Raw genomic sequence first — 21,597 nt, 5'->3', positions numbered from 1 at the left:
CCCCTCCTTTTCGAGATGCGCTTACCAGAGAGATGCCGGATCTGCTCATTCCGGTTTATGCCGATCTTGCGGAAGAGGTCGCAGATTTCGAACCGAGGGGGCAATCCTGGATCGCCTACTGCCGATCGCTTTGCGCTTTCACTCGCGTTCAACTGGCCGAAATCGAGCGAATGAATCAAGCGGCCGCGATCTTTCAGGCTCGATATTCCCATGTCGACGAAAGTGAGGAGCGGCGCGCCGCCGTCCTCGATCTAGCCGGAAAATTAGGGGCTGACAGGCGCCGATTGGCGAAGGACCGGAAGGCATTCGGTAAATGGTTCGATAGCGATGCGGTCATCGAGAGGTACCGACGCAGGATCGGCCAACGCGAACGTGCGGTAGCGCATGCGGTTGAGCGCGCAGGATTAATGGCGGCACATGCATTGTCTGGTCGCGATTTGTCAGCAGCCGATCCTCGTATCGCGAATGAATATGCAGGTCTGCTCGCCGACATACGGCGCTATCGTGGAGAACCGCGCGTTCGGGAAGCTGCTTACGCCAGCTTGCGCCATGTCGCACGAGCAGACGCTATCACCGGTCAGGTATTCTGGATCGAGGCGGCCTTGCGAGACCTACGTCGCACCGCTCTCGATTGGCGTGAAACCGTATGGTCCCAATGCTGCGCATTCGATATCCTGGCCGAACTTTCCGAAGAGAGCTTCCGCGCGACCGTTGCGCGAAGGCTGAACGACGATCGCAGCGGGGCGCCGCAGCGGCGCGACGCGGGACTGTTCGTCCGTCGGCATCTTGCACGGTTGACCGCCGCCAAACTGAGGGAGGATCGGCAACTCTCCGACCTGCTCGAGCGTCTGTCGCTCGATCCTGAAGGGTGCGTGAGGCAAGCAGTAGCAGAGGCCATCCCATCGCTTCCCGCCGACCTTGCAGGGGCCTTCGCCGTACGCGCTCGTGTCGATGCCGATCCGCAAGTAAGGGCCACCCTGTTCGCTCAGCCCGCGGAAATGGCGACGGCATGCGGCATCTTAGCCTATCGAGCGCATATCCTTCGCGTGCTTTCGCGTGACTCGGACGAGTTCGTGCTGCGCATGGCGATGGATGCTGCAGCGCGGCTGTGCGACCATCTTCGGATTACGAGTGATCCCCTGCTGCCTGAAACGGCGCTTCAGTTTCGCCAGGCCCTGATAAAATTTCGTGAACGGGTTGAGAAACCGAAGTGGCGTCGCTGGGCTTCCGAAGCGCATGAGCGCATCTGGTTGGCCGCCGACGACGAGGCGCTGGCCTTGGCGCAGGAGATACGCGAAGCGAGCGACGGCTTGCGCGAGGGACAGTCCCGTTCGGTCGCTATCCTGAACGACACGATTATCGCCGATCCAGCGCGCGTCGGGCGGGTTATGGCGGTATTGGCGCAAGGCGACTTCGGGCTCGATCTCACAGAAGTCAGGCGCCCGGTCCTGCAGCGCGGAGACCGGTTTGCACGGCGACTTTGGCGCCTGCTGTTCGAGGGTCGGCACGCGGCGACCGACAAGCGCCAGGCTTTCTTGCATACGATCGGCCGTACGTATCGCGGCACCATCTCCGCTCCCTCGGCAAGGATGGCCGAACTTGCGCCGACCAAGGTGCCCGGCGAACCGCTCTTCCAAGCCGAAGATGGCAACTGGCGCAACTGGCTGCCGTTGGTCGACCATGTTCTCTCCGCGATCGATCTTGGGAAAACGGTCCGCCTGTTCACAAGCGAAGGCGTGACGCACATTACGCCGCCGGACGGTCTGGTTGCACGAGGACGCAGCTACTGGCGCCTCTCGCGCGATTTCGCCTCAATCGCGGAACTGCGCAATCGTGTCGGCCACGACTATGTGAATGCCTTGCGAAAATACGGCGTAGAATTGTCGTTCGCGCCGCATGCAAGGACCGCCGACGATACCGAAAGCGGCGGAGTTCCGCCCGATCCGAGCGTGACGCGCTTCTTCTCCATCGGCGCACCGCTCGCCATGCTGCCGATCATGTGGAACGAGATCGTCGGCTACGCCGCCACCGTTTTCGCGAACACGTTGACACAGCTCGCGCTGTTCCTCGTGCTGGTCTGCCTGTGGTTCTTCGGGCGCCATGTCGTCCTCGGCCAGCATGCGCGGCGGGTGCGTAACGGGATCGCGCTTAGCCTCGGCGGATGGGGAACGCGCGGTAAATCGGGGACCGAGCGGCTAAAAGCGGGACTGATCAATGCGCTCGGGCCGCCGCTCGTCTCCAAGACGACCGGCTGCGAGGCAATGTTCCTGAATGGCGAGGCGTTCGGCGAACTGACCGAGATGTTCCTCTTCCGCCCCTACGACAAAGCGACGATCTGGGAGCAGTACAACCTCATCAAGATTACCCGGCGGCTAGGCGGGCGGGTTTTCTTATGGGAATGCATGGGGCTCAATCCGTCCTATGTCCGCGTGCTGCAGCGCGACTGGATGCGCGACGATATCGGAACGCTTACCAATACCTATCCCGATCACGAGGACGTGCAGGGCCCGGCAGGGCGCGACATCCCCATCGTGATGACCGAATTCATTCCCGAGAATTCGATTTGCCTGACGACCGAAGAGGAAATGCTGCCGATCCTCCAGCAGGGCGCACGCAAGGTGAATACGCGGATGCGGGCGGTCAATTGGCGGCAGGCGGGGCTGATCCACAAGGACCTGCTCGCGCGGTTTCCTTATGAAGAGCATCCTTACAATATCGCACTCGTCACAGCGATGGGCGACGAGCTCGGTCTCGAACCCGATTTCTGCGTCAAGGAGATGTCCGATCGGGTGGTAGCCGATCTCGGCGTGCTGAAAACCTACCCCCGCTCGCGGATCGAAGATCGGACGGTCGAATACGTCATGGGCAATTCCGCCAACGAACGCTTCGGGGCAATGGGTAATTGGGTGCGCATGGGGTTCGAGGAGCACGATTTCTCACGCGATCCCGACATTTACGTATCCACCGTGGTCAACAACCGGGCCGACCGGGTGCCGCGCAGCCGTGTATTCGCGCGCATTCTCGTGACCGATATCGCGGCGGACAAGCACTTCCTCATCGGATCGAACATCGAAGGACTGATGGGTTTCATCGACGAGGAATGGGCCGAGTACGAACGCGCGCTGACCTTGGGCGAAGAGGGTAAGGAGCCGCTCGATCTGCTGGCCGCGTGGGCCAAGCGCCAGCGCGTACCGTTACAGAAAACTGAGCTGCGCGGGTTGCTCGTCGCGATGATCGAAGGCGTAACGGGTCAAGTGGATGAGGCCGAGGTCGCGCGCGCGATCGAACAGGGCCAAGAGGACGTTTTGTGCAAACGCCTTGCACCCGATCGCGCCGATGAGATACTGGCGCATTACCGCGACCTAGTCGGATACCATGCCGAATACGAAAAGTTGCGCGGCGCAATTTCTTTCTCCGCCAACCCCGCATCCCATGACGGCGAGGTCCGCGCCTTCCTGCGTCGGGTGTTCATGGCGAAACTCGTCCCGGTGCGCGATTATTACATCAAGGGCGAGCAGATCGTGCGGCTGGTGGCCAAGGCGACCCCGCCTGGCCTCGTCAACCGCATCATGGGGATGCAGAACATCAAGGGCACTGGCCTTGATTTCGTCTATCGCTGGCAGGCATGGGAAGCAGTGAGCAAGGCGTGCGACCAGGCGCTCGATGCGGATGAGGCGACGGCCGCAAAGGGCATCGCACTGCTATCGGGCTTCCAGGAATATGGGCGGTTGAGCGAGGCGCGGGTCAAGACGACGGTGGCGGAGTTGCTTGCGCGCGGCAATCTTCCGCCCGGTATCGCGCCCGCGCAGGTCGAGGCTATCCCCGCGCGGGTCGATGAGCAGATCGCGGCTATTTCCGATCTGTCACTCGGCGCAGCGGACGCCGACGATGGAGCGAAGGGGTTTGGTGCACGGGCGAGGATTTACGCACTTGCTTTGCTGGAAGGCGTGCTGGACGGCGGCGATGCCGTGCGGCGCCGTCGCAAGGCGGACAGGATCTACGAAGCCTTGATTGCCGAACAAATCAGCAATCCGCGCGCTGTACTCGAACTGAAGAAGCTGACGTCGCGCCAGAAGGGCGGCTGGCTGGCTAATGCTATCGGCGACCAAATCGCGCGCGTTCTTCCGCGTAAGCGATAGTCAGAAGCGATAGCCGATGCGGAAATCGAGATAGGGCGCATCCGCGCGATACCGCGGATCGTTGGAGGTCCGGAACTGGTACGCGGCACGTAACCGGGCTTTCAGGCCGCTCAGCTTTCCGTAGGAGAAGCCAATTTCGGGCGCCAAATAGGCATCTTTGCGCAGCGCGCCGCTTTCATTCTCCAGCACGCGGCGGTCGTCGTACTCCCATTGCCGCCACTCGATTTGCGGGCGAACCCGCCATAGCCTGGCCTCGTCCACCGGCGCGCTGAAACTCGCACGAATGGTATGTCGCTCATACCCGCGTCGTGTGTGGTCGCTGTCGATGTCTTCGGCGCGCAGGTCCACTCTCGCCCAATACCACGAACCGAAGCGGTACGTGTAATCGGCATCATAGCGCATTCCGTTCCCTCTGGACGGCGTGACGCTTTCGTATTCCCGCTCGCGATATTGAGCGGACGCGCGGACGCGGTGTGGACGTTTCTCATAACCGACCTCGACCGCGATTGCATCCTGATCGGTGCGGCGCGCTTCCAGCGTCGTGATATCGTCCCAATGACCTGCGCTTACCGATATAGCGATATCGTCTGCTACTTGGTGAGCGAGGGAAGCGACCGCACGCGTGCTGGTTCGCATATCGCGATCCTCATCGGTAAATTCGAACACCGCAGCGCCGAGATCGAACTGCACGGCGGTCCGGCCGTTCTTCCATTCGAACCCGGCATCGATACCTACCCCGCCACCGCTCGCTTCGATGCTGTCGCCATCGACCACCGCCCGGTCGCTATAAGCCGCGCGGGCTTCGGCTTCGAGCCAAACGTCGGTTTCGTCGGCGGCGAGAGCGGGCGTCGCCGATAGGGCGCCGATCGCGAAAATCGCTGCAAGAAAACGACCAACCTGATTCATGCGACGGCTCGCAGAAGCTCGTAGCTCCGTTCGATGGCCAAGCGCAGACCCTGGGGTGGCGCTCCGATCAAAAGGGTTTCACCTTGCGAGGCGGCTTCGCTCAGGCGCTTCTCGCCGAACGAGCCGGCGGTTCCGGCAAGTTTGTGCAGATGATCGCGCAACTCCTCGGCCAGCGAGGTGGAGAAGTCTGCATCGGCACAGGCGGCAGCGAACCGCTCCAGCACTTCGGTTTTGCGCAGTTCGTAGCGACGACGAAGCGACTGCCCGGGATTGTCGCGCCCGCGCGACCGGCTGCGTGCGATACCTGGTGCCCAAGCATCGATGCAGGCGGAAAGGTCCACGAGCGACACGGGCTTCGCAAGATATCCCTGCATCCCCGCCTTCAGGTATTCCCGCACTTCCACCGGGTCGGTCGCGGCGCTGACGGCTATGATCGGAAGATTGTCCGCCGAAATGCCCGCGCGACGAATGCGCCGTGCCGCCTCGACGCCGGTCAGGATCGGCATCATCGCATCCATGAGAACGAGGCCGTATGGTGCGCCCATAGCCGCCGCGCGTTCCACCGCCTCGACCGCATCGAGCCCGTTCGAGGCTCTATCGACCATGTGCCCGAGCCGGCGGACCATCATCGTGATCAGCTCGCTTGCAATTGCGTTATCTTCGGCCAGCAGCAGTCGGCTGTGCACGCCGATGCCACCCGCTGGCGGGGTATACGATTCGACTTTCAAAGGCGCCTGAGCCGACATTGCCCGAAGCCCTAGGGCTGGCACGGTTAAGATCGCGCTAAGCGGTGCTAAGCGCCAATCTGCGTCGGATTAGATCCTGTCGGCGATCGCCTTCGCCAATGCCTCGATCCCCGCCCGGTCCTCGCTATCGAAGCGCGCCTTCGACGGGCTGTCGAGATCGATGACCGCGACGACCGCGCTACCGCGAAGCACCGGGACGACGAGTTCGGAAGCGCTCGCGGAATCGCAGGCGATATGCCCGGGAAAGGCGTGGACGTCTTTAACCAGCTGGCTCTCGCCGCTCTGTGCAGCGGCGCCGCATACTCCTTGCCCGAGCGGGATGCGGATACAGGCCGGGCGACCGTGGAACGGGCCGAGGACCAGTTCGCCGTCCACCATGCGATAGAAGCCCGCCCAGTTGAGATCGGGCAAAAACTCCCAGAGCAACGCCGCGACATTCGCCATATTCGCTATGCTGTCATGTTCGCCCGCCGTCAGTGCCGAAGCGGCGTCGACGAGCTGGCGGTAGGCTTCGGGCTTGGGCGTATCATCGGCGGGGCGAAAATCGTACATCGGCGGCGATGTAGCGCGCCGCGCCAGTGTTGCAAGAGACGTTGCGGGCGAACGCGCCCTCGCTTACCAGTCTGGCATGAGCACCATGAAAAAGCTTGGCATCTGGCTTCTCGTCATCCTCCTGATCGTCGCTATAGGCGGATATTTCTTTACCCGCGGGGACACGGCATCGATCCCGATCGACGAGGTGACGGGCACCGACCCCCAGCTCGATGAACCGGACGCGGAACTCTTCCCCACGGTCAAGATCGCGGAGCCGGTCGGATGGGCGGCGGGCGAAGTCCCCGAGGCCGCCACGGGCATCACGGTGTCCCGCTTTGCCGAGGGGCTGGAGCATCCGCGCACCATCTACACCCTGCCCAATGGCGATGTGCTTGTCTCGCTGACTCGCGCTCCGGCAAGCGATGAGGATGGCGGCATTCGCGGCTGGATCGCGGGCCTGCTAATGGGGAAAGCAGGGGCAACCGGCACGTCGCTTGATCAGGTCGTCTTGCTGCGCGACACCGACGGAGACGGGGTCGCCGACATTCGGCAGGTTATTGCGCATGGACTGGCATCTCCTTCCGGCCTCGCCTGGCAGGACGGTACGCTCTATGTTGCGAACCACGATGCGGTACTGGCGTTTCCCTATGCGCTCGGGGCGAACCGGGTCGGCGGGCCGGCGCGCAAGATCACCGACCTTGCCGGCGGGGGCGGCCATTGGATGCGCAATCTAGAACTTTCGCCCGATGGCGCCTCCCTGTTTGTGGCGGTCGGTTCCGATACCAATATCGGCGATAACGGCCTGGATGCGGAGGCAGGCCGCGCGCTGATCTGGGAAATCGATTTGGAAACGGGCACACGTCGTCAGTTCGCCGGTGGCTTACGCAATCCCAACGGCCTCGATTTCAGCCCGTGGTCGGGCGAGCTGTGGACGACGGTGAACGAGCGCGACATGCTCGGTTCCGATCTCGTACCCGATTATCTCACCAATGTACCGCTCGGCGCGCAGTATGGCTGGCCGTGGGTCTACTGGGGCGACAATTACGACCGCCGCGTCGAGTATCCTATCCCCGATTACATCAGTTATGTCCGTACGCCCGAATATGCGCTCGGCCCTCATGTCGCCGCGCTCGGCTTTGTCTTCACCCGCGAGGGTGCGCGCATGGGAGAGCGGTTCGGCAACGGCGCTTTCGTCGCGCGGCACGGCTCATGGAACCGCAAGCCGCCATCGGGCTATGACGTCGTATACGTCGCATTCGACGAGCGTGGCAATCCGACGGGGCGGCCCGTTCCTGTGCTATCCGGCTTCCTGACAGGGGATGGTACGACCCGTGGCCGTCCGACCTGGGTCGATTGGGCTCGGGACGGTGCCTTGCTGGTGAGCGACGATACGGCGGGCATCATCTGGCGGGCGATCGCCCCGGGCGCGCAACCTACGGCTGCAATCGTTCGCAATTCCGGCAACCGGCTCCCGCCGCGCCGTGAACTGCGCGGCCAGGAAGCGGCATTCGGAGAGGACGATTATGCGCGCGAGGTGACGGCGCCGTAACGCTCAGGCGATGAGTTGCTCCGCTTCCAGCGCGTACAGATCGTCCGCGCCGGCGACTGCCGAATGTTTCAGGCCCGAGGCTTCGGGAACGATGCGGTCGAGGAAGAAGCGCACGATAGCAGGCTTGCTCTTCGCGGCGGCGGGGTAATCTCCGCTTTCGACCGCCCGCTTCTGTTCGAGCAATTGCCAGCCCGCCACTGCGACGGCCAGCATCGTGCAGAACGGCACCGATCCCGCCAGCCGGTCGTCGAGGCTCGCCTGTTCGCGCATCCAGTGCGCTACGGCGGCACAATCGCCAGCGAGGCGGAACAGTTCGGGTTCTTCCTCACCGGCCGCACGGGCAGTGTCTTCGATCAAAGCGATGATCGCCTGGCCGTTGTCCATGCCGAGCTTGCGGGTGACGAGATCGGCCGCCTGGATGCCGTTGGTGCCTTCATAGATCGGCGCGATGCGCGAATCACGCCAGTGCTGCGCCGCGCCGGTTTCCTCGACGAAGCCCATGCCACCGTGAATCTGAATACCGAGGCTGGCGACCTCGATGCCGATATCCGTACCCCACGCTTTGATCAGCGGCGTCAGCACCTCGCCCCGCGCCTTTGCCGCAGCATCGCCCAGTACACCGCGATCGGTCTGGCCGGCGGTGTAGTAAAGCAGCGCCCGCGCACCCTGCGTAAGCGCCTTCATGCGCAGCAACATCCGCCGCACGTCGGGATGCTCGAGGATGGCGACCGGGTTCTTGTCGTTCGACCCGGCGCGAGCAGACTGAATGCGCTCCTTCGCGTAATCGGTTGCCTGCTGGGTCGCCCGTTCGCCGATCTGCACGCCCTGATTGCCGACATTGATTCGCGCGTTGTTCATCATCGTGAACATCGCCATCAACCCGCGATGCGGGTCGCCGACAATCTCGCCAATGCAATCGTCGTTGTCGCCATAGCTCATGACGCAGGTGGGCGAGGCATTGATACCAAGCTTATGCTCAAGGCTGACGCAACGCACATCGTTGCGCGCACCTACTTCGCCATCCGGTTTCACGTGAAACTTCGGCACGATGAAGAGCGAGATGCCACGGCTCCCTTCCGGCGCATCCGGCAGGCGGGCAAGCACGAGATGGATTATGTTCTTCGCCAGTTCGTGATCGCCCCAGGTAATGTATATCTTCTGACCGTTGATCCGGTACTTGCCAGCATGCTCGCCGTCCTCGATCGGCGTGGCGGTGGTGCGCAGCGCGCCGACGTCGGACCCCGCTTGCGGTTCGGTGAGGTTCATCGTGCCCGACCATTCGCCGCTTACCAGCTTGGGCAGATAGGTCTGCTGCTGCGCGTCGCTGCCATGATGTTCGAGCGCCTCGATCGCGCCGACGCTGAGCATCGGGAGGAGATTGAACGCCATGTTTGCCGTGCCGAGGTTTTCGAGCACATTGCACGCGAGGGTGAAGGGCAGGTCCTGGCCGCCGAACTCGCCCGGCGAGGCGATCGCGTTCCAGCCCTGTTCGACATAATGGGCATAGGCTTCCTCGAACCCGTCTGGCAGGCGCACGACACCATTTTCCAGTTTCGCGCCTTCTAGATCACCGACGCGATTGAGCGGGGCGAACTCCCCTGCGGCAAACTGGCCGACCCCTTCCACGATCGCCTCGACCATATCGGGCTCTGCGGCAGCGAATTTCTCGGACTGCGCAAGTTCGGCGATGCCGGCATTCACGCGGATGGCGAGCAGTTGGTCTTGCGTGGCGGGGGTGTAGGTCACGGGGCAATCCTCTTGGCTTTACGTCCTTGCAGATATAGCGCGAAGGCATGAGCGGCAACTACGCTACGGAAACTGTCTTAGCCGATACGGATGGCATCGCGCGCGCCGCGCGGATCCTGCGCGACGGCGGCTTGGTCGCAGTGCCGACCGAGACCGTCTACGGCCTCGCCGCCCGCGCCGACAGCGATGAGGCGGTCGCGCGGATTTACGAGGCGAAGGACCGACCGAGCTTCAATCCTTTGATCGTGCATGTGCGCGATGTGGAACAGGCTCGGGAGCTTGCCGATCTTCCCCATACGGCAGACGTGCTGGCGGATCTTTTTTGGCCAGCACCTTTGACACTCGTCGTGCCGCGCAAGGCGCAAGCAGGTTTGACTGCGGCAGTTACAGCAGGATTGGACACTGTGGCACTGCGCTGCCCCGATCATCCGGTGATGCAGGCGTTGCTGGCGGCCTGTGAATTCCCGCTCGCGGCGCCTTCCGCGAACCGGAGCGGTTTTGTCAGCCCGACCAGCGCAGCGCATGTCGCGATGACCCTATCCGGCCGAATTGAGCTTATCCTGGATGATGGGCGACCATGCAGGAACGGTCTGGAGTCGACGATCCTTGCTGTCAGGCGTGACAATAGCTGGGAGCAACTGCGGCCGGGTCCGGTCGATCTCGATGCGCTTCACCGTCATTATTGGGACGGTCCGATAGACAACGCGCCGCCTTCCGGCCGGATCGAAGCGCCCGGCCAACTCGCGAGCCACTACGCTCCGGGCAAACCCGTCCGCCTGAACGCCACCGAAGTCGCGTCAGACGACTTCATGATCGGCTTCGGCGATGTCTCCGGTGATTGCACCCTGTCCGGCCGCGGAGATCTGAGCGAAGCGGCCGCCCGGCTCTACGCCTGCCTTCACGAAGGTGCGGCATCAGAGAAACCACGCATCGCCGTCGCGCCGGTCCCGAACGAAGGGATAGGAATTGCGATCAACGATCGTCTGCGCCGGGCCGCGACACCACCCGATCAGTAGGTGTGCGGCGTTCGCGGCAGCGTCGGAATGATCTGCTGCATCTCGGCATAGAGGTTCTGGGCCCGGTTGCAGGCACGGCGGCTGCCGTCCTCGCAATCGTCCATCGCGTTGTCGTATTGGCGTTCCAGCTTGCCGAGCCGCTCTTCCTGCTCGCGCAATTCGCGCCCACGCTTCTCGTCGCGTTCCGATTGACTGGTGGTCATCATGTCGACCCCCTTGCTCGCCGCGCGGACGGGCAGGGTGGCGACATCGACCACGGTTCTGGCAAGGCAGCCTGAAAGCATCAGGCTGGCGATGGGTATTAACAGGATGGAACGGCGGCGCATGGCGACTCTCCCCGATCTGCGCTTGTAGCGCAGGATCGTGAGCGGTCGATTAATTACCTGCGGGTTCACACACCAGATCACCGGAGCCCGCACGGCTTACCGAACAGCGCGCATTGCCGACGACGCGCACATCTCCCGAACCTGCAATGCTGGCGGACACTTCGCCGTCGGAAGCAAATACCGCATCGCCCGAGCCAGAAATGGAGATGTTGGCCCGATCCGCATGGAGACCCACCATCGCGGCATCGCCCGATCCGGCGATCTTCAAAGAAAGCTCGCGCACTTGTCCGGCAGTGTCGAGATCTCCGCTGCCGGCGATGGACACCGCAAATTTCTCGCCCTCAATACGCGCGATGCGAACCGTGCCCGATCCGGCGATGTCGACCGCCGTATCGCCTGCCATCCGATCGGCTTCGAGCAGACCCGAGCCACCCAGCGCAAGCCGCTCGATTACAGGTGTCTTAATGCGAACGATAGCGGTCCCGACGGATGTGCCTGGCCGGCGCCCGATACCGAGCGAGCCATCGTCGAGATCGAACCGAAGCGCCTCGACTGCTTCGTCGTCGCCGGAAACCTCGATATCGAAAGGCTCGCCCGTGGTGACGATGACCCGGTCCGATCCGCCGAGCTTGATCGTGCTTGGTGCCGGACCGCCAAGATCGAGTTCCGCCAAGGGGACACCGCTGGACCCGCCGTAATTATGGGAATTGACTCCGCATGCGCAGAGCAGCGCCGCCCCTGCGAGAACCGAAAAGCGCAAACCGCGTACACCGACCATCGTCCAACTCCCCGAATGTGTCGTAGCGTCATAATACAGCCGGTCGATCCCCGCAAGCCGACAAAAAAGGCCGCCCCGTTAGTCGGAGCGGCCTTTCTTGAAAGACGATCGAAGATGCGCTGCGAATTACGCCTCTTCGGTGTTCTCGTAATACTGGGGCGCGTGTTCGCGCAGCACATCGAGAATCTTCTCCAGCGCGGTCGGCTCGTCGGTCTTTTCCATCGCGGCCAGTTCGCGTGCGAGACGGCTGGAGGCGGCCTCGAAAATCTGCCGTTCCGAATAGCTCTGTTCCGGCTGATCGTCCGGGCGGAACAGGTCGCGCGTGACTTCCGCGATCAGGACGATTTCGCCCGAATTGATCTTGGCTTCGTATTCCTGCGCGCGGCGGCTCCACATGGTGCGCTTGACCTTGGGCTTGCCCTTGAGGGTCTCCATTGCTTCCTTCAGCGTCTTGTCGCTGGAAAGTTTGCGCATGCCGATGGATTCCACCTTGTTCACCGGAACGCGCAGCGTCATGCGCTCCTTTTCGAACCGGAGGACATAAAGATCGAGCTGCATTCCGGCGATTTCCTCGCTCTGCAGTTCGATAACACGGCCGACGCCGTGCTTGGGGTAAACAACGTAGTCGCCGACATCGAAGGCGTCTGGCTGGGTTGCCATGCAATAAATCCTTTCGTCCGGGTGGCCCGGCCCCGTAATCGCGGAATCCGGTAGCGTCCGCCGACGCGCGGTCTTCCGATCAAAGCGTGTGTGAGTAGGCCTGCCCTTTCAACACGTACGTCTCGCAGGAGCAAACCACCGCGAGTGACGAAGCATATAGCACGTCTGTTCGATTATTACGAGTCGGTGAAATCTTGGAAGTTTCGTGTCAATGTACGAAGCGCGCGACTACATCGCGATAGCTGCGCGAAACCTTCACCTCCGCGCCGCTGTCGAGCACGAGAAAGCATTCGCCATTGGTATGGGGTTTGACCTGCCGCACCTGGTCGAGATTGACGATGGTGGAACGATGCACCCGTTGGAACTTGCGCGGATCGAGCCGACGCTCGAGATCCTTCATGGTTTCGCGAAGGATCAGAGAATTGTCGCCGGTATAGATGCACATGTAATCGCCAGCCGCCTCGATATGTTCGATCGTGCCGACTTCGACGCGGAAGATCTGTCCGCGATCCTTTACATTGATAAGCTTTTCATAGCGGCCCGCGGCATCGCTTTCGTCGGCCTCGAAATCTTCGACCGCCTGCGGTGCGACTTCCGACAATACGTTCTTCAGGCGCTCGGCCTCGTCGCTCGATTTCTTCTCGGACAGGCGCTGGCGCACCCGTTCGATCGTGTCGGCGAGCTTGTCCTCATCTACCGGCTTCATGAGATAGTTCACCGCATTGGCCTCGAAGGCGCGGATCGCATGTTCTTGGAACGCAGTAACGAACACGAAGAGTGGCGGATCGATTTCCATGACGCCTTGCACCACCGAAAAGCCGTCGAAACCAGGCATCTGAATGTCGAGGAAGACGAGATCGGGCTTCTGCGTCTTGATCGCGCGGATCGCTTCGCGGCCGTTCTGGCAAGTTTCGATGATCTCGACATCGTCATAGGGTTCGAGGCGAAGTTGCAAGCCCTGGATCGCGAGCTTCTCGTCGTCGACGAGGATCGTGCGGATTGTCATGACGTCTGATTTACCTTCCGAGGGGAGTTCTGGCTTGAAACGCTCGGCGGGCTGGACTGTTTCACGCGCTGCGTCGCCTCTGCTGCGACGAGCGGGTCCGGATTGTCGGCGGCCTCATGCGGGAGTTCGATCAACACGCTGAACCCGCCGCTTTCGGGCGAGCGAATTTCGAACCGGTGATCGTCGCCATAGGCTTGCGCCAACCTGTCGCGAATATTGGCGAGGCCGACACCGGTCGAATCGCGCCGCTTGTGCGTGGCCATCACGGCAGGTAGGTCGCCTTCCGAACCGCCCACGCTCACGCCCGGCCCGGTATCCGTCACCGTGATGCGGAGTCTCGGGCCGACCAATTGTGCGACCAGGCTGATCGTCGCTCCGTCTTCTTGGGGGCTGACCCCGTATTTGATCGCGTTCTCGATAAGAGGCTGGAGAAGCATCGATGGCACGCACGACCCGGCGGCATCGGGATCGACCCGAAATTCGCTCTGCAACCGTTCCTCGAACCGCATCTTCTCTATCCCGAGATAGAGCTTCAGCGTCTCGATTTCCTGCGCGACCGTGACCTTGCCGCCCGGCTGCGTGACCAGCGTATGGCGCAGAAAGCTCGAAAGCCGGGTCAACATCGCGTTCGCCGCCTCGGTTTGCTTGAGCAGCACGAGCGTGCTGATCGAGTTTAGCGTATTGAAAAGGAAGTGCGGATTGAGCTGGTAACGCAGCATGGCGAGCTGTGCGCTGGTCGCCTGCGCTTCCAGCCGCTCAAGCCGGTCGGCCTGCTGCTCGACCTTCAGGAAGTAATTTATCGCGTAATACAGTGCGGACCATGCGCCGAGCAGGGTTAGATCGTAGCTGTAGAGGCCGAGAAACAGGCGGATGAACTCGCCATCCCCCGCCGGACGGATCAGTTGCAGCACCCAGCTATCGATGAAGGCGAAAGCACCGACCGCCAGCGCAAGGACGACGAGCGTGCTACTCCACGTAACGATCGGCCGCTGGCGGATCAGATAGGCATATATGACCGAAAGAATGAGACTGAGGGACAGCCCGGTAATGGTGGCGATCACGATGATGATCAGCGCCTCTAGCGACTGGCCGTTGGCAAAGGCCGACATCGCGCGCAGGATCGCCGTGCCGCCCCATCCGGCGAGTTGCAGGTTCCAGAACGCCTGGTTCTTGTTCGCGAAGAACGGCGTGGGGCGCAGGTTCAGCATCGCCATGACAAGTCGCCCCTAGCGCATTTGCGTGGCCGCGCGCCAGCGGCTAGAATGCGCGGCAAGGAGAGAGTCCCATGGGCATTCAGGAAAACATCGAACATTCCGCACTGGAACGCGCCAAATTTCGCGAAATGAAGGAAGGCACAGCCGAAGACTGGGCCATCATCGGCGGCGAATACCGGGCTTTTGCAAAAGGCCTGCCGGACCGCGTTCTCGATCACCTCAAGCTGCTTGATGGCGATTTCGGCGGCTTCCCTGTCTGCCGGCTGGAACACTCGCTCCAGACCGCGACCCGCGCCCATCGCGACGGGCGGGACGAACAATATGTCGTCATGGCGCTGCTGCACGATATCGGCGATACGCTGGGCAGCTACAACCATCCCGAAGTGGCCGCATCGATCATCAAGCCGTTCGTCACCGAAGAGATTCACTGGATCTGCCAGAACCACGGCGCCTTCCAGGGCTATTATTATTTTCACCACCTTGGAATGGACCGGCACGTTCGCGACAAGTTCGAAGGTCACCCGCATTTCGAAGCCTGCCGCGAGTTTTGCGAGAAATACGATCAGGCGGCGTTCGATCCGGATTACGAAAGCGAGAGCCTGGAGTTCTTCGAGCCGATGGTGCGCCGGGTGATGGCGAAGCCGCTTGCGTCCATGTATGCGAAAGCGACCGAGGACGAAGCGGCGTAGCTTAGCCGCCGTGCTCCGCTTCGAGCGCGGCATCCAGTTCGAAGGCGAAGTTGGATTTCCAATCGGCTTCGCCTGGCTGCCAACCCTCCTGCGCAATCAGCGCGTTCATGGTGGCTATTTCTGCTTCGATAGCAGCGACGCGTTCGTCCCAGGCATCGTGGGTGCGCTTGCGCGTCAAAAAGCCGAAGCGCGGCCCCCATTGCGACATCCAGCGGACGGCTCCGGCGGGATCGTACCCCGCATTCCATAGCAGCCACGGCATCATGCGATCCGCATCCCGCTCCGAAATACGGACGAGCTTGCGCTTACGGTCCACCGTCTCGAGCCGCGGGACATGGGATAGGATATTATGCGCCAGTTCGTGTGCGACCGAGGCGGCGAACGCATGTTCGTCATACCCGAAGGCGGCCCACTTGCGGCCGAATGCCACCCGCTCGCCATCGGCCCACGCGTCGTCCGATCCGTCGAGCACTTCGTACCGGGAAGCACAGGCCGGCATGCCTTCGAGCATCGTTTCGAGGGGCGTTCCGTCGGGCTTGGTTACCTCGACCGCAAGTGATCCCGCCGCGAGCGCAGCGGCGACATAGGACCGGAGCGCTTCCGCACGCTGCCATCCGGGATCGGTAGCTGGCCAGGTTTCGGCGACCTTGCGACCGTCCAAGGTAACTACGGTGTCGTTCTGCGCAATTCCGGCCGCATCGGCGAGAGAGCCGGGCGCTACCGCCTGAATTGCGATATCGCCGGTGAGGCCGAGCGATGCGCGGATGGCGGCCGGCTCGCCGTAAGCTGCGGCGTCGTGAAGCATGAAGCCCGCCGTCTGCTGTACATCGTCGCAGAAGGGGGCGTTTGCGGTCGCCAGCCTTGTACCCGCGGTGAAAAGCGTTTGTTCGAGAGCCTGGAATTCATGCGCCGCGTCCTGCGCTGCGGCAGCTTCGGGAAGTGCAATGCTTAGTAGAAGGAAAGCCGGGGCCAGCTTCTTCAAGTTGCCTCGCCTTCGAGCAATCGTGCGAGCCGGTCGTGATCGACATAGCCTTCCACGACCTCGCCTTCGACGATCCAGCTCGGCGTACCGCTGAAGCCGAGTTGGCCAGCAAGCGCCTGGTTCTTCGCCAGTTCGGCGGTCACCTGTTCGGACGCTGCGAATGCCGTTGCGGCTTCCATGTCCAGTCCAGCGCGCTGCGCCGCGGCGGCGATCGACTGAGCATTTGGCGGACCGAGTTCGAACATCGCGTGATAGAACGCGTCATACTTGCCCTGTTGCGCCGCGGCGAGGCCCATGCGGGCGGCTTCTTCGCTGCCCTGAAAAATCGGCCATTCGCGTAGCACGACTTTGAGGTCGGGATTTTCCGCGATCAGTTTTTCCACCTCGGCCACGCTCAGTCGGCAATAGGAGCAGGCATAATCGGAAAATTTGACCAAGGTTTTCGAACCGTTGGGATTCCCCAGAACCGCACCCGGGAAGGCCGCCTCGGCCTCAGGACCGATCGCGGCGAGCCGCTCCTGAGCCTGACCGCGTTGATAGGCCTCCGCCATTTCCGGGAGTATGTCGGGATTGGCGACGAGATATTCGCGGGTTCCGGCGTTGGCCATCCCGGTCATCGACCAGAGTGCCGCGCCGCCAAAGCCGGCAACGAGCGCGACGATCGCTGTCAGAAGATACCTAACTATCGTCCAATCCTTCGTCAGATGCCGCGGCATTCGCGTTCGTTGCGCTCCGCCTGGCATTTGCGCGCCAGCAAGGCACGAGCCTGAAGCGAGACGTCTTGCGCGCGCAGCCAGTCGACCGAACCGGTCGGCAGACCGGCTTCCGCCGCCTGCGCACTGCGCATGGCCGTGAAATAATCCCCGCTCATGACCTGCTGCTCTGCACTCGCCAACCGCGCCCGCGGCGTATCACCGCGCGCCGCATATACGACGCCGAGCTGATACCATGCGAAGGGATTGTACCGGTCCCGTCCGACAGCGGCACGCAGGACCTGCTCGGCCTCTTCATAATGTGCCTTGTCTTCCGTTGCGATCAGGGCATGGCCAAATAGGGCCGCGATTAGGGGCTCGGCGCGTGAAAGGCGTGTCGCTTCGCGCAATGGCTCAAGCGCTTCGGTCGCACGTCCCGATTCCAAGAGGACCTGACCTTTGAGCTCGAGGAAATAGGGATCGTCCGGATCCTTCGCGAGCAACGCGTCGGCTGCCGCGAGCGCGCGGTCCATCTCCGCATTCTTGTGATAAGCATAGGCGCGCGCATAGAGGGCCGGCACGGTCTTCACCGTTTCGGGATAATCGCGCAGCGTGTGGGCGGGCTTGGCGACATAGCCCTGCAGCTTTGCTTTCACGCGCAGGAAACGTGCTTCGATCGCGGGATCGCTGGGCGTATCCCATGCAGGATCGGCCTCGTATGTCTCGCGAAGCGTGGAGATACGGTCACCCGAAAGGGGGTGAGTGCGCCAGAACCCGGCTTCATCGTCCTGCGAAATGCCGAGGCGGAATTCCTGGTTCAGCAGCTTGCCGAAGAACGCGAGCGATCCGCGTCCTGAAATTCCGGCATCCGAAAGGTATTTGGCCCCGGCCGCATCGGCAGAGGCTTCCTGCGTACGGCTGAAGGCGAGCAGTCGGCTCATCGCCGTGCTTTGCCCGGCCATGATCACGCCCATCGCCGCTTCGCCTGCGCCAGCCAAGGCGGCTCCGACACCCGCAAGCAGGGACAGCAGCGAAATCTTGCTCGCCTGCGCATACCCTTCGCCCGAGCGGATCACGTGCCCGCCGGTGATGTGTCCGATTTCGTGCGCGATGACGCCCTGAACCTCGTTCGCGCTGTCCGCTGCATCGATCAGGCCGCTATGGATGTAGACCGCCTGGCCGCCGGCGACGAAGGCATTGATCGACGGATCGTTGATCAGGATGACATCGAGATTGCCGGCTTCCAGCCCTGCCGCCTCGGCGAGCGGGGCCGAAATATCGTTGAGGAATGCCTCGGTTTCCGCATCGCGCAACACCGATTGCGCCATCGCCGGCGTGATGCCGAGCGACAGGGCGGCAATAAAGGCGAGCAGATGGGCAAAGATGCGCATGGCGGGGCGTAGCTCTAGCCGTTCTGGCCCTGAACCGGAACTGAAACCTCGTCGACCGTCGAGTCCTTCGCATCTGCGCTGTCGAGTATCTTTTCCGCTTCCCCGTCGCCGAGCAGTCCGATCGATCCGAGGAAGTCGCGCGTTTCAGCATAGCCCTCCCCGATCCAGAGCGGGATGTCCGCGCTTTCGATGGCGGCCTCGGCGGCTCGTTCGCCCGCCGACATCGCCTCGCCCACCTTGCGGATGAAAATTGCGCGTACCCGCCCGGGATGGGCGAGGGCGACCTCGCCGAATGCCGTCAGGTCGCCTTGCGAATCGTCTCCGATCAAGGCGAACTTCATCTCGGGATAGGTTGCGAGGATGCGATCGATCGCCGCGCGCTTATGCGCACCATGACTGCCGGATCCGAACGTATCCCGGTTGAGCCCCCAGTCGCGCAGCATGATCGGGCCGAGCGGTATGCCGCGACCCTTCATGTAGGTGACCAGATAGGAGAACAGGTTCCAGGGGCTGGACGAAACGTAGAAGAACGGCCGGTGCGACGCGCGCTGGTGTGCCCCCGCATGGCCTTCGCCCGCGGCCTGCGGCTCCCCGCCGCCGAGTGCGGAATAGAATACGTCGGCACCGGGCACGAGGATGCGCTCTTCGGGCATCTGCATCACGACCCGCCGCCAATTGCGCATTACCGCCCGCAAATTACCGGTGATCCCCGTCTCGATGATCGTATCGTCGATGTCGGAAATAACGCCGAGCGCGGTATCCGTGCCGGGCGTTAGAACATGGGCATCGACCGATCGAGCGCCCTCCGAATTGCGCCACGACAGCGTTACGGTTTCCCAAGCAGGCTCCGCCTCGTAAGGCCACTCGCCTTCGAGCGGGATGTCGAAATGCACATACCCCTCGTCATCGGTCCTCCCGTTGTGTCGATAGGAGGTGCTTCCGGGTGAAACGATTTCGAGATCGACCGACAGATGAGGCACTTCGTGGCTAGCGAACTGCGCCATCATCGTGCGGACCGCGCGCCACCGGCCTTGCTTGGCGAAGGCCGAGGAACGCGACCTTAAGGCACGCGCGGTCAGATAGAGGCGGTCGCGATTGCGATAGCCGAAATAGGGCTGCACGCGGACGGGGGCGGTCGGGAAGAACGGCATGTCCCCCGCGCTAGCGAGCGAAGACGGGTGGCGGCAAGCCCGGCTTTTCCTATTTCGCCAGAAGCGCGCGCCCCGCCTTTTCGAGAGCGGCCCGGTCCTCCGGAAGCTCGCCGATCACGATCAGGCGGCCATCGTCGGTTCGGCGCACCATCACCAGTGCGAATTCCGGCCCGGTCGTTCCAAGCGCCGAGAAGTCGAATCCGCCTAGCTTGCGCAATTTGCGCGCCAGCTTCTCGCGGATCGTCTCGCCCGTTTCCTCAATCGGTTTGCCCTGCTCTTCCTTGCGAGCCCGCCGTTCAGCCTGAACGATGCCCTTGAGACCCCCCTCGGCATCGCGCAGGAAGGAACCGAGCGCGCCGCGTGCCACGCCGACGCGGTGGGCATGGCTAAGCACGGCGGCATATTCGGTAAGCCGCGTCTTGTCGTAGTCCGATCCGAAGACGAGCTTGACCACCGGCGTCATCGGCGCGCGGTCCTGCATCGTCAGACCGTTATCGGCCATGATTTCCTGGAAGCCCTCAGCATCCTCTACAGCTTCGAGGCTGAAATCGTAGGCCCGGCCCACGGCGGCATACAGCGTCTTGCGGCTGCGATCCTCGGTCGTCTGCGCAGCCTGCGCGAGTTCGCGAGCCTGCGCGAGACAATCGTGAAGTCCGGCCGACGCTCTGCTTTCGTGATCGGCGTCCGACTGGGCGGACGTGTCTGCCGCGATGTCGTCGTCCGCTTCGGCGGATTCGGAATGGTCCTCTTCGAATGCATCGAAATTCGCCCGGGCTTCCGCCCACGGATCGTGCTCTTCGGTGTTCTGCGGAATGGAAGATTCTTCGTCGTCGGACGTATCCGAAGACAACATTTCAAACGCGCCGAGATCGACCGCCTTCTTCATCTTCTCGCCGCGGCTGACCAGCGACATGAGGCTGCTTTGTTGCTCCTCGTCGGCCAGCGGATCGATCAGGCCGTCGACGTCTTCATCCTCCCCTTCGTCGTCCCATTCGGGCAGGCCGTAATCGGCGGCGGTTTTCATGCCGCTATCGTAGCCATCCCCGTCGGCAGAGTGATCTTCGACGGCAAAGTGGTCGTTGGCGCCGGGTTCGTCACTCAGCGCTTCACCGATAGGATTGCCAAGCGCATCGAACCCGCGTGCGCGGCGCGCGAGGGGCGTTTCATGCTCCGCGGCGTCCGCATACCGGAATTCCGCCGAGGCGCCGCCGAATTGCGGCGTCGGTAACGCGCCCGGACCGTGCATCGAGACGACGTTCCCGGCCGACAGGTCTAGGACCTCGTCATAGGAGCCGCCGGTTTCCGGCAGCGGCTCGCTCGCCGGATCGGCGGGCAAAATATCGGACGGATCGAGCGTAATCATCGACACATCGTTCGGACCGTCGAAACTTGTATCGGTCTCTTCGCCGAGCGATTGGTCGATCTCGAGCAGGAGTTCGTCCGCCGTTTTCGCGTCCGCGGCCTCTCTCCAGTTTATGACACCGAATATAAAGTCGATCGTTTCGTCGTCGCTGGAATAGGGCAGCAGTATGCCGCGATACATCACGCTGCATCCGCGCTGGTTCTCGTATTCCGCCTCGAAGCCGATCGGCGCCTGATTGGCAAGGATCTGCATGTAATGATCGGTAATCCGGCTGAGGAGCGAGCGTGCCGGGACATCCGACAATCGGTCTATGATCCCGGTCGCATCGCATTCCTTGCGCAGTTCGCTGCCGATGAAGCGGACAGCGGGGTTTTCGATCCCCGTCGAGAAATCGAGCAGGACGGAATAGGGGCCGAAATCGTCGAGCCGCTCGGGCTCCAGATCCTCGATATCGGGAAGGGTACCGTCGCCCAGCAGGCTGGCCCAGTGATTATAGGCACGCACCTGCATACGTCGCTCGTCCTGCCCAACGGGCGAGGGCGGGTCGTCATCGGTGTAGCCGTCTTCGAATTCGTGACCGTCGCCTACCGGTTCGAGCGATCCGAATGCGCCGCCTAGCCTGTCCATCTGAATGTCTGCCCCTTCGAGAAACTATCGAAGTTGGCGTATGCCCGCCGCGTAGTAAAAATAGGGTTAAGGTTAACGTGCG

Annotated in this window: 18 protein-coding genes; 4 read left to right on the top strand and 14 right to left on the bottom strand. The window is 62.4% G+C overall.

What is annotated here, in order from left to right:
• Positions 1-170: 170 nt before the first annotated feature.
• Positions 171-4,139, top strand: a complete 3,969-nt coding sequence (locus E3U23_RS09495) for a hypothetical protein (protein ID WP_279351004.1) — start codon at positions 171-173, stop codon at positions 4,137-4,139.
• Here the strand turns inward: E3U23_RS09495 and E3U23_RS09490 are convergent, their stop codons facing one another.
• The 3 genes from E3U23_RS09490 to E3U23_RS09480 form a co-directional block, all read right to left on the bottom strand.
• Positions 4,140-5,045 carry a hypothetical protein gene (locus E3U23_RS09490; protein WP_279351003.1) on the bottom strand — a complete coding sequence of 302 codons (906 nt, stop codon included), beginning with the start codon at positions 5,043-5,045 and terminating at the stop codon, positions 4,140-4,142.
• A complete protein-coding gene (locus E3U23_RS09485; RefSeq protein WP_279351002.1) occupies positions 5,042-5,791 on the bottom strand; it encodes a response regulator in 750 nt (249 codons plus the stop codon). The genes E3U23_RS09490 and E3U23_RS09485 overlap by 4 nt, the downstream gene beginning before the upstream one ends.
• 69 nt (positions 5,792-5,860) lie before the next feature.
• A complete protein-coding gene (locus tag E3U23_RS09480) occupies positions 5,861-6,343 on the bottom strand; it encodes a GAF domain-containing protein (RefSeq protein WP_279351001.1) in 483 nt (160 codons plus the stop codon).
• A 76-nt stretch (positions 6,344-6,419) separates the two neighbouring features.
• On the opposite strand from E3U23_RS09480, the gene E3U23_RS09475 reads away from it, so the two are divergent.
• On the top strand, positions 6,420-7,874 hold the full coding sequence (locus E3U23_RS09475; RefSeq protein ID WP_279351000.1) for a PQQ-dependent sugar dehydrogenase: 1,455 nt from the start codon (positions 6,420-6,422) through the stop codon (positions 7,872-7,874).
• Positions 7,875-7,877: 3 nt separating this feature from the next.
• Here E3U23_RS09475 and E3U23_RS09470 read toward each other — a convergent pair whose 3' ends face one another.
• Positions 7,878-9,620 (bottom strand): acyl-CoA dehydrogenase, encoded by a 1,743-nt coding sequence (locus tag E3U23_RS09470; protein ID WP_279350999.1) that lies wholly within the window; start codon positions 9,618-9,620, stop codon positions 7,878-7,880.
• Positions 9,621-9,667: 47 nt separating this feature from the next.
• On the opposite strand from E3U23_RS09470, the gene E3U23_RS09465 reads away from it, so the two are divergent.
• On the top strand, positions 9,668-10,636 hold the full coding sequence (locus E3U23_RS09465) for an L-threonylcarbamoyladenylate synthase (protein WP_279350998.1): 969 nt from the start codon (positions 9,668-9,670) through the stop codon (positions 10,634-10,636).
• On the opposite strand, the gene E3U23_RS09460 is transcribed toward E3U23_RS09465, so the two are convergent.
• The 5 genes from E3U23_RS09460 to E3U23_RS09440 form a co-directional block, all read right to left on the bottom strand.
• A complete protein-coding gene (locus E3U23_RS09460) occupies positions 10,630-10,962 on the bottom strand; it encodes a hypothetical protein (RefSeq protein WP_279350997.1) in 333 nt (110 codons plus the stop codon). The two genes, E3U23_RS09465 and E3U23_RS09460, sit on opposite strands and share 7 nt — an antisense overlap.
• A gap of 49 nt (positions 10,963-11,011) precedes the next feature.
• The gene (locus E3U23_RS09455; RefSeq protein WP_279350996.1) at positions 11,012-11,740 is read right to left on the bottom strand and encodes a head GIN domain-containing protein; all 729 of its coding nucleotides are present in this window, start codon (positions 11,738-11,740) and stop codon (positions 11,012-11,014) included.
• Positions 11,741-11,866: 126 nt separating this feature from the next.
• Complete coding sequence (locus E3U23_RS09450; RefSeq protein ID WP_279350995.1) at positions 11,867-12,400, bottom strand: CarD family transcriptional regulator; 534 nt, start codon at positions 12,398-12,400, stop codon at positions 11,867-11,869.
• Between the two features lie 208 nt (positions 12,401-12,608).
• Positions 12,609-13,406 (bottom strand): LytR/AlgR family response regulator transcription factor, encoded by a 798-nt coding sequence (locus tag E3U23_RS09445; protein WP_279350994.1) that lies wholly within the window; start codon positions 13,404-13,406, stop codon positions 12,609-12,611.
• Positions 13,403-14,620, bottom strand: coding sequence for a sensor histidine kinase (locus E3U23_RS09440; RefSeq protein WP_279350993.1), 1,218 nt, complete (start codon positions 14,618-14,620; stop codon positions 13,403-13,405). The genes E3U23_RS09445 and E3U23_RS09440 overlap by 4 nt, the downstream gene beginning before the upstream one ends.
• A gap of 71 nt (positions 14,621-14,691) precedes the next feature.
• On the opposite strand from E3U23_RS09440, the gene E3U23_RS09435 reads away from it, so the two are divergent.
• Entirely contained in the window at positions 14,692-15,309 is a 618-nt protein-coding gene (locus tag E3U23_RS09435; protein WP_279350992.1) for an HD domain-containing protein, read from the top strand.
• A gap of 1 nt (position 15,310) precedes the next feature.
• Here E3U23_RS09435 and E3U23_RS09430 read toward each other — a convergent pair whose 3' ends face one another.
• Genes E3U23_RS09430 through E3U23_RS14350 form a run of 5 tightly spaced genes read right to left on the bottom strand, consistent with a single transcriptional unit; the run spans position 15,311 to position 21,515 of the window.
• Positions 15,311-16,291 carry a hypothetical protein gene (locus E3U23_RS09430; protein WP_279350991.1) on the bottom strand — a complete coding sequence of 327 codons (981 nt, stop codon included), beginning with the start codon at positions 16,289-16,291 and terminating at the stop codon, positions 15,311-15,313.
• Entirely contained in the window at positions 16,288-17,007 is a 720-nt protein-coding gene (locus E3U23_RS09425) for a DsbA family protein (protein ID WP_279350990.1), read from the bottom strand. The genes E3U23_RS09430 and E3U23_RS09425 overlap by 4 nt, the downstream gene beginning before the upstream one ends.
• On the bottom strand, positions 16,992-18,374 hold the full coding sequence (locus E3U23_RS09420; protein ID WP_279350989.1) for a M48 family metalloprotease: 1,383 nt from the start codon (positions 18,372-18,374) through the stop codon (positions 16,992-16,994). Before E3U23_RS09420 ends, E3U23_RS09425 begins: the two co-directional genes overlap by 16 nt.
• Positions 18,375-18,388: 14 nt before the next feature.
• The gene (locus E3U23_RS09415) at positions 18,389-19,525 is read right to left on the bottom strand and encodes an App1 family protein (RefSeq protein ID WP_279350988.1); all 1,137 of its coding nucleotides are present in this window, start codon (positions 19,523-19,525) and stop codon (positions 18,389-18,391) included.
• A 49-nt stretch (positions 19,526-19,574) separates the two neighbouring features.
• On the bottom strand, positions 19,575-21,515 hold the full coding sequence (locus E3U23_RS14350; RefSeq protein ID WP_431732675.1) for a PAS domain-containing protein: 1,941 nt from the start codon (positions 21,513-21,515) through the stop codon (positions 19,575-19,577).
• Positions 21,516-21,597 lie beyond the last annotated feature (82 nt).

This window comes from Erythrobacter litoralis (assembly GCF_029760855.1).
Lineage (GTDB): Bacteria > Pseudomonadota > Alphaproteobacteria > Sphingomonadales > Sphingomonadaceae > Qipengyuania > Qipengyuania litoralis_A.
This window is presented reverse-complemented; position numbering and strand designations above follow the sequence as displayed.

Coding starts and splice junctions, on each gene's coding strand:
- E3U23_RS09450 (WP_279350995.1), bottom strand. CDS start 12,400: ATGGCAACCCAGCCAGACGCCTTCGATGTCGGCGACTACGTTGTTTAC.
- E3U23_RS09455 (WP_279350996.1), bottom strand. CDS start 11,740: ATGGTCGGTGTACGCGGTTTGCGCTTTTCGGTTCTCGCAGGGGCGGCG.
- E3U23_RS09440 (WP_279350993.1), bottom strand. CDS start 14,620: ATGGCGATGCTGAACCTGCGCCCCACGCCGTTCTTCGCGAACAAGAAC.
- E3U23_RS09480 (WP_279351001.1), bottom strand. CDS start 6,343: ATGTACGATTTTCGCCCCGCCGATGATACGCCCAAGCCCGAAGCCTAC.
- E3U23_RS09435 (WP_279350992.1), top strand. CDS start 14,692: ATGGGCATTCAGGAAAACATCGAACATTCCGCACTGGAACGCGCCAAA.
- E3U23_RS09485 (WP_279351002.1), bottom strand. CDS start 5,791: ATGTCGGCTCAGGCGCCTTTGAAAGTCGAATCGTATACCCCGCCAGCG.
- E3U23_RS09475 (WP_279351000.1), top strand. CDS start 6,420: ATGAGCACCATGAAAAAGCTTGGCATCTGGCTTCTCGTCATCCTCCTG.
- E3U23_RS09460 (WP_279350997.1), bottom strand. CDS start 10,962: ATGCGCCGCCGTTCCATCCTGTTAATACCCATCGCCAGCCTGATGCTT.
- E3U23_RS09420 (WP_279350989.1), bottom strand. CDS start 18,374: ATGCGCATCTTTGCCCATCTGCTCGCCTTTATTGCCGCCCTGTCGCTC.
- E3U23_RS14350 (WP_431732675.1), bottom strand. CDS start 21,515: ATGGACAGGCTAGGCGGCGCATTCGGATCGCTCGAACCGGTAGGCGAC.
- E3U23_RS09495 (WP_279351004.1), top strand. CDS start 171: ATGAATCAAGCGGCCGCGATCTTTCAGGCTCGATATTCCCATGTCGAC.
- E3U23_RS09490 (WP_279351003.1), bottom strand. CDS start 5,045: ATGAATCAGGTTGGTCGTTTTCTTGCAGCGATTTTCGCGATCGGCGCC.
- E3U23_RS09465 (WP_279350998.1), top strand. CDS start 9,668: ATGAGCGGCAACTACGCTACGGAAACTGTCTTAGCCGATACGGATGGC.
- E3U23_RS09415 (WP_279350988.1), bottom strand. CDS start 19,525: ATGCCGTTCTTCCCGACCGCCCCCGTCCGCGTGCAGCCCTATTTCGGC.
- E3U23_RS09445 (WP_279350994.1), bottom strand. CDS start 13,406: ATGACAATCCGCACGATCCTCGTCGACGACGAGAAGCTCGCGATCCAG.
- E3U23_RS09425 (WP_279350990.1), bottom strand. CDS start 17,007: ATGCCGCGGCATCTGACGAAGGATTGGACGATAGTTAGGTATCTTCTG.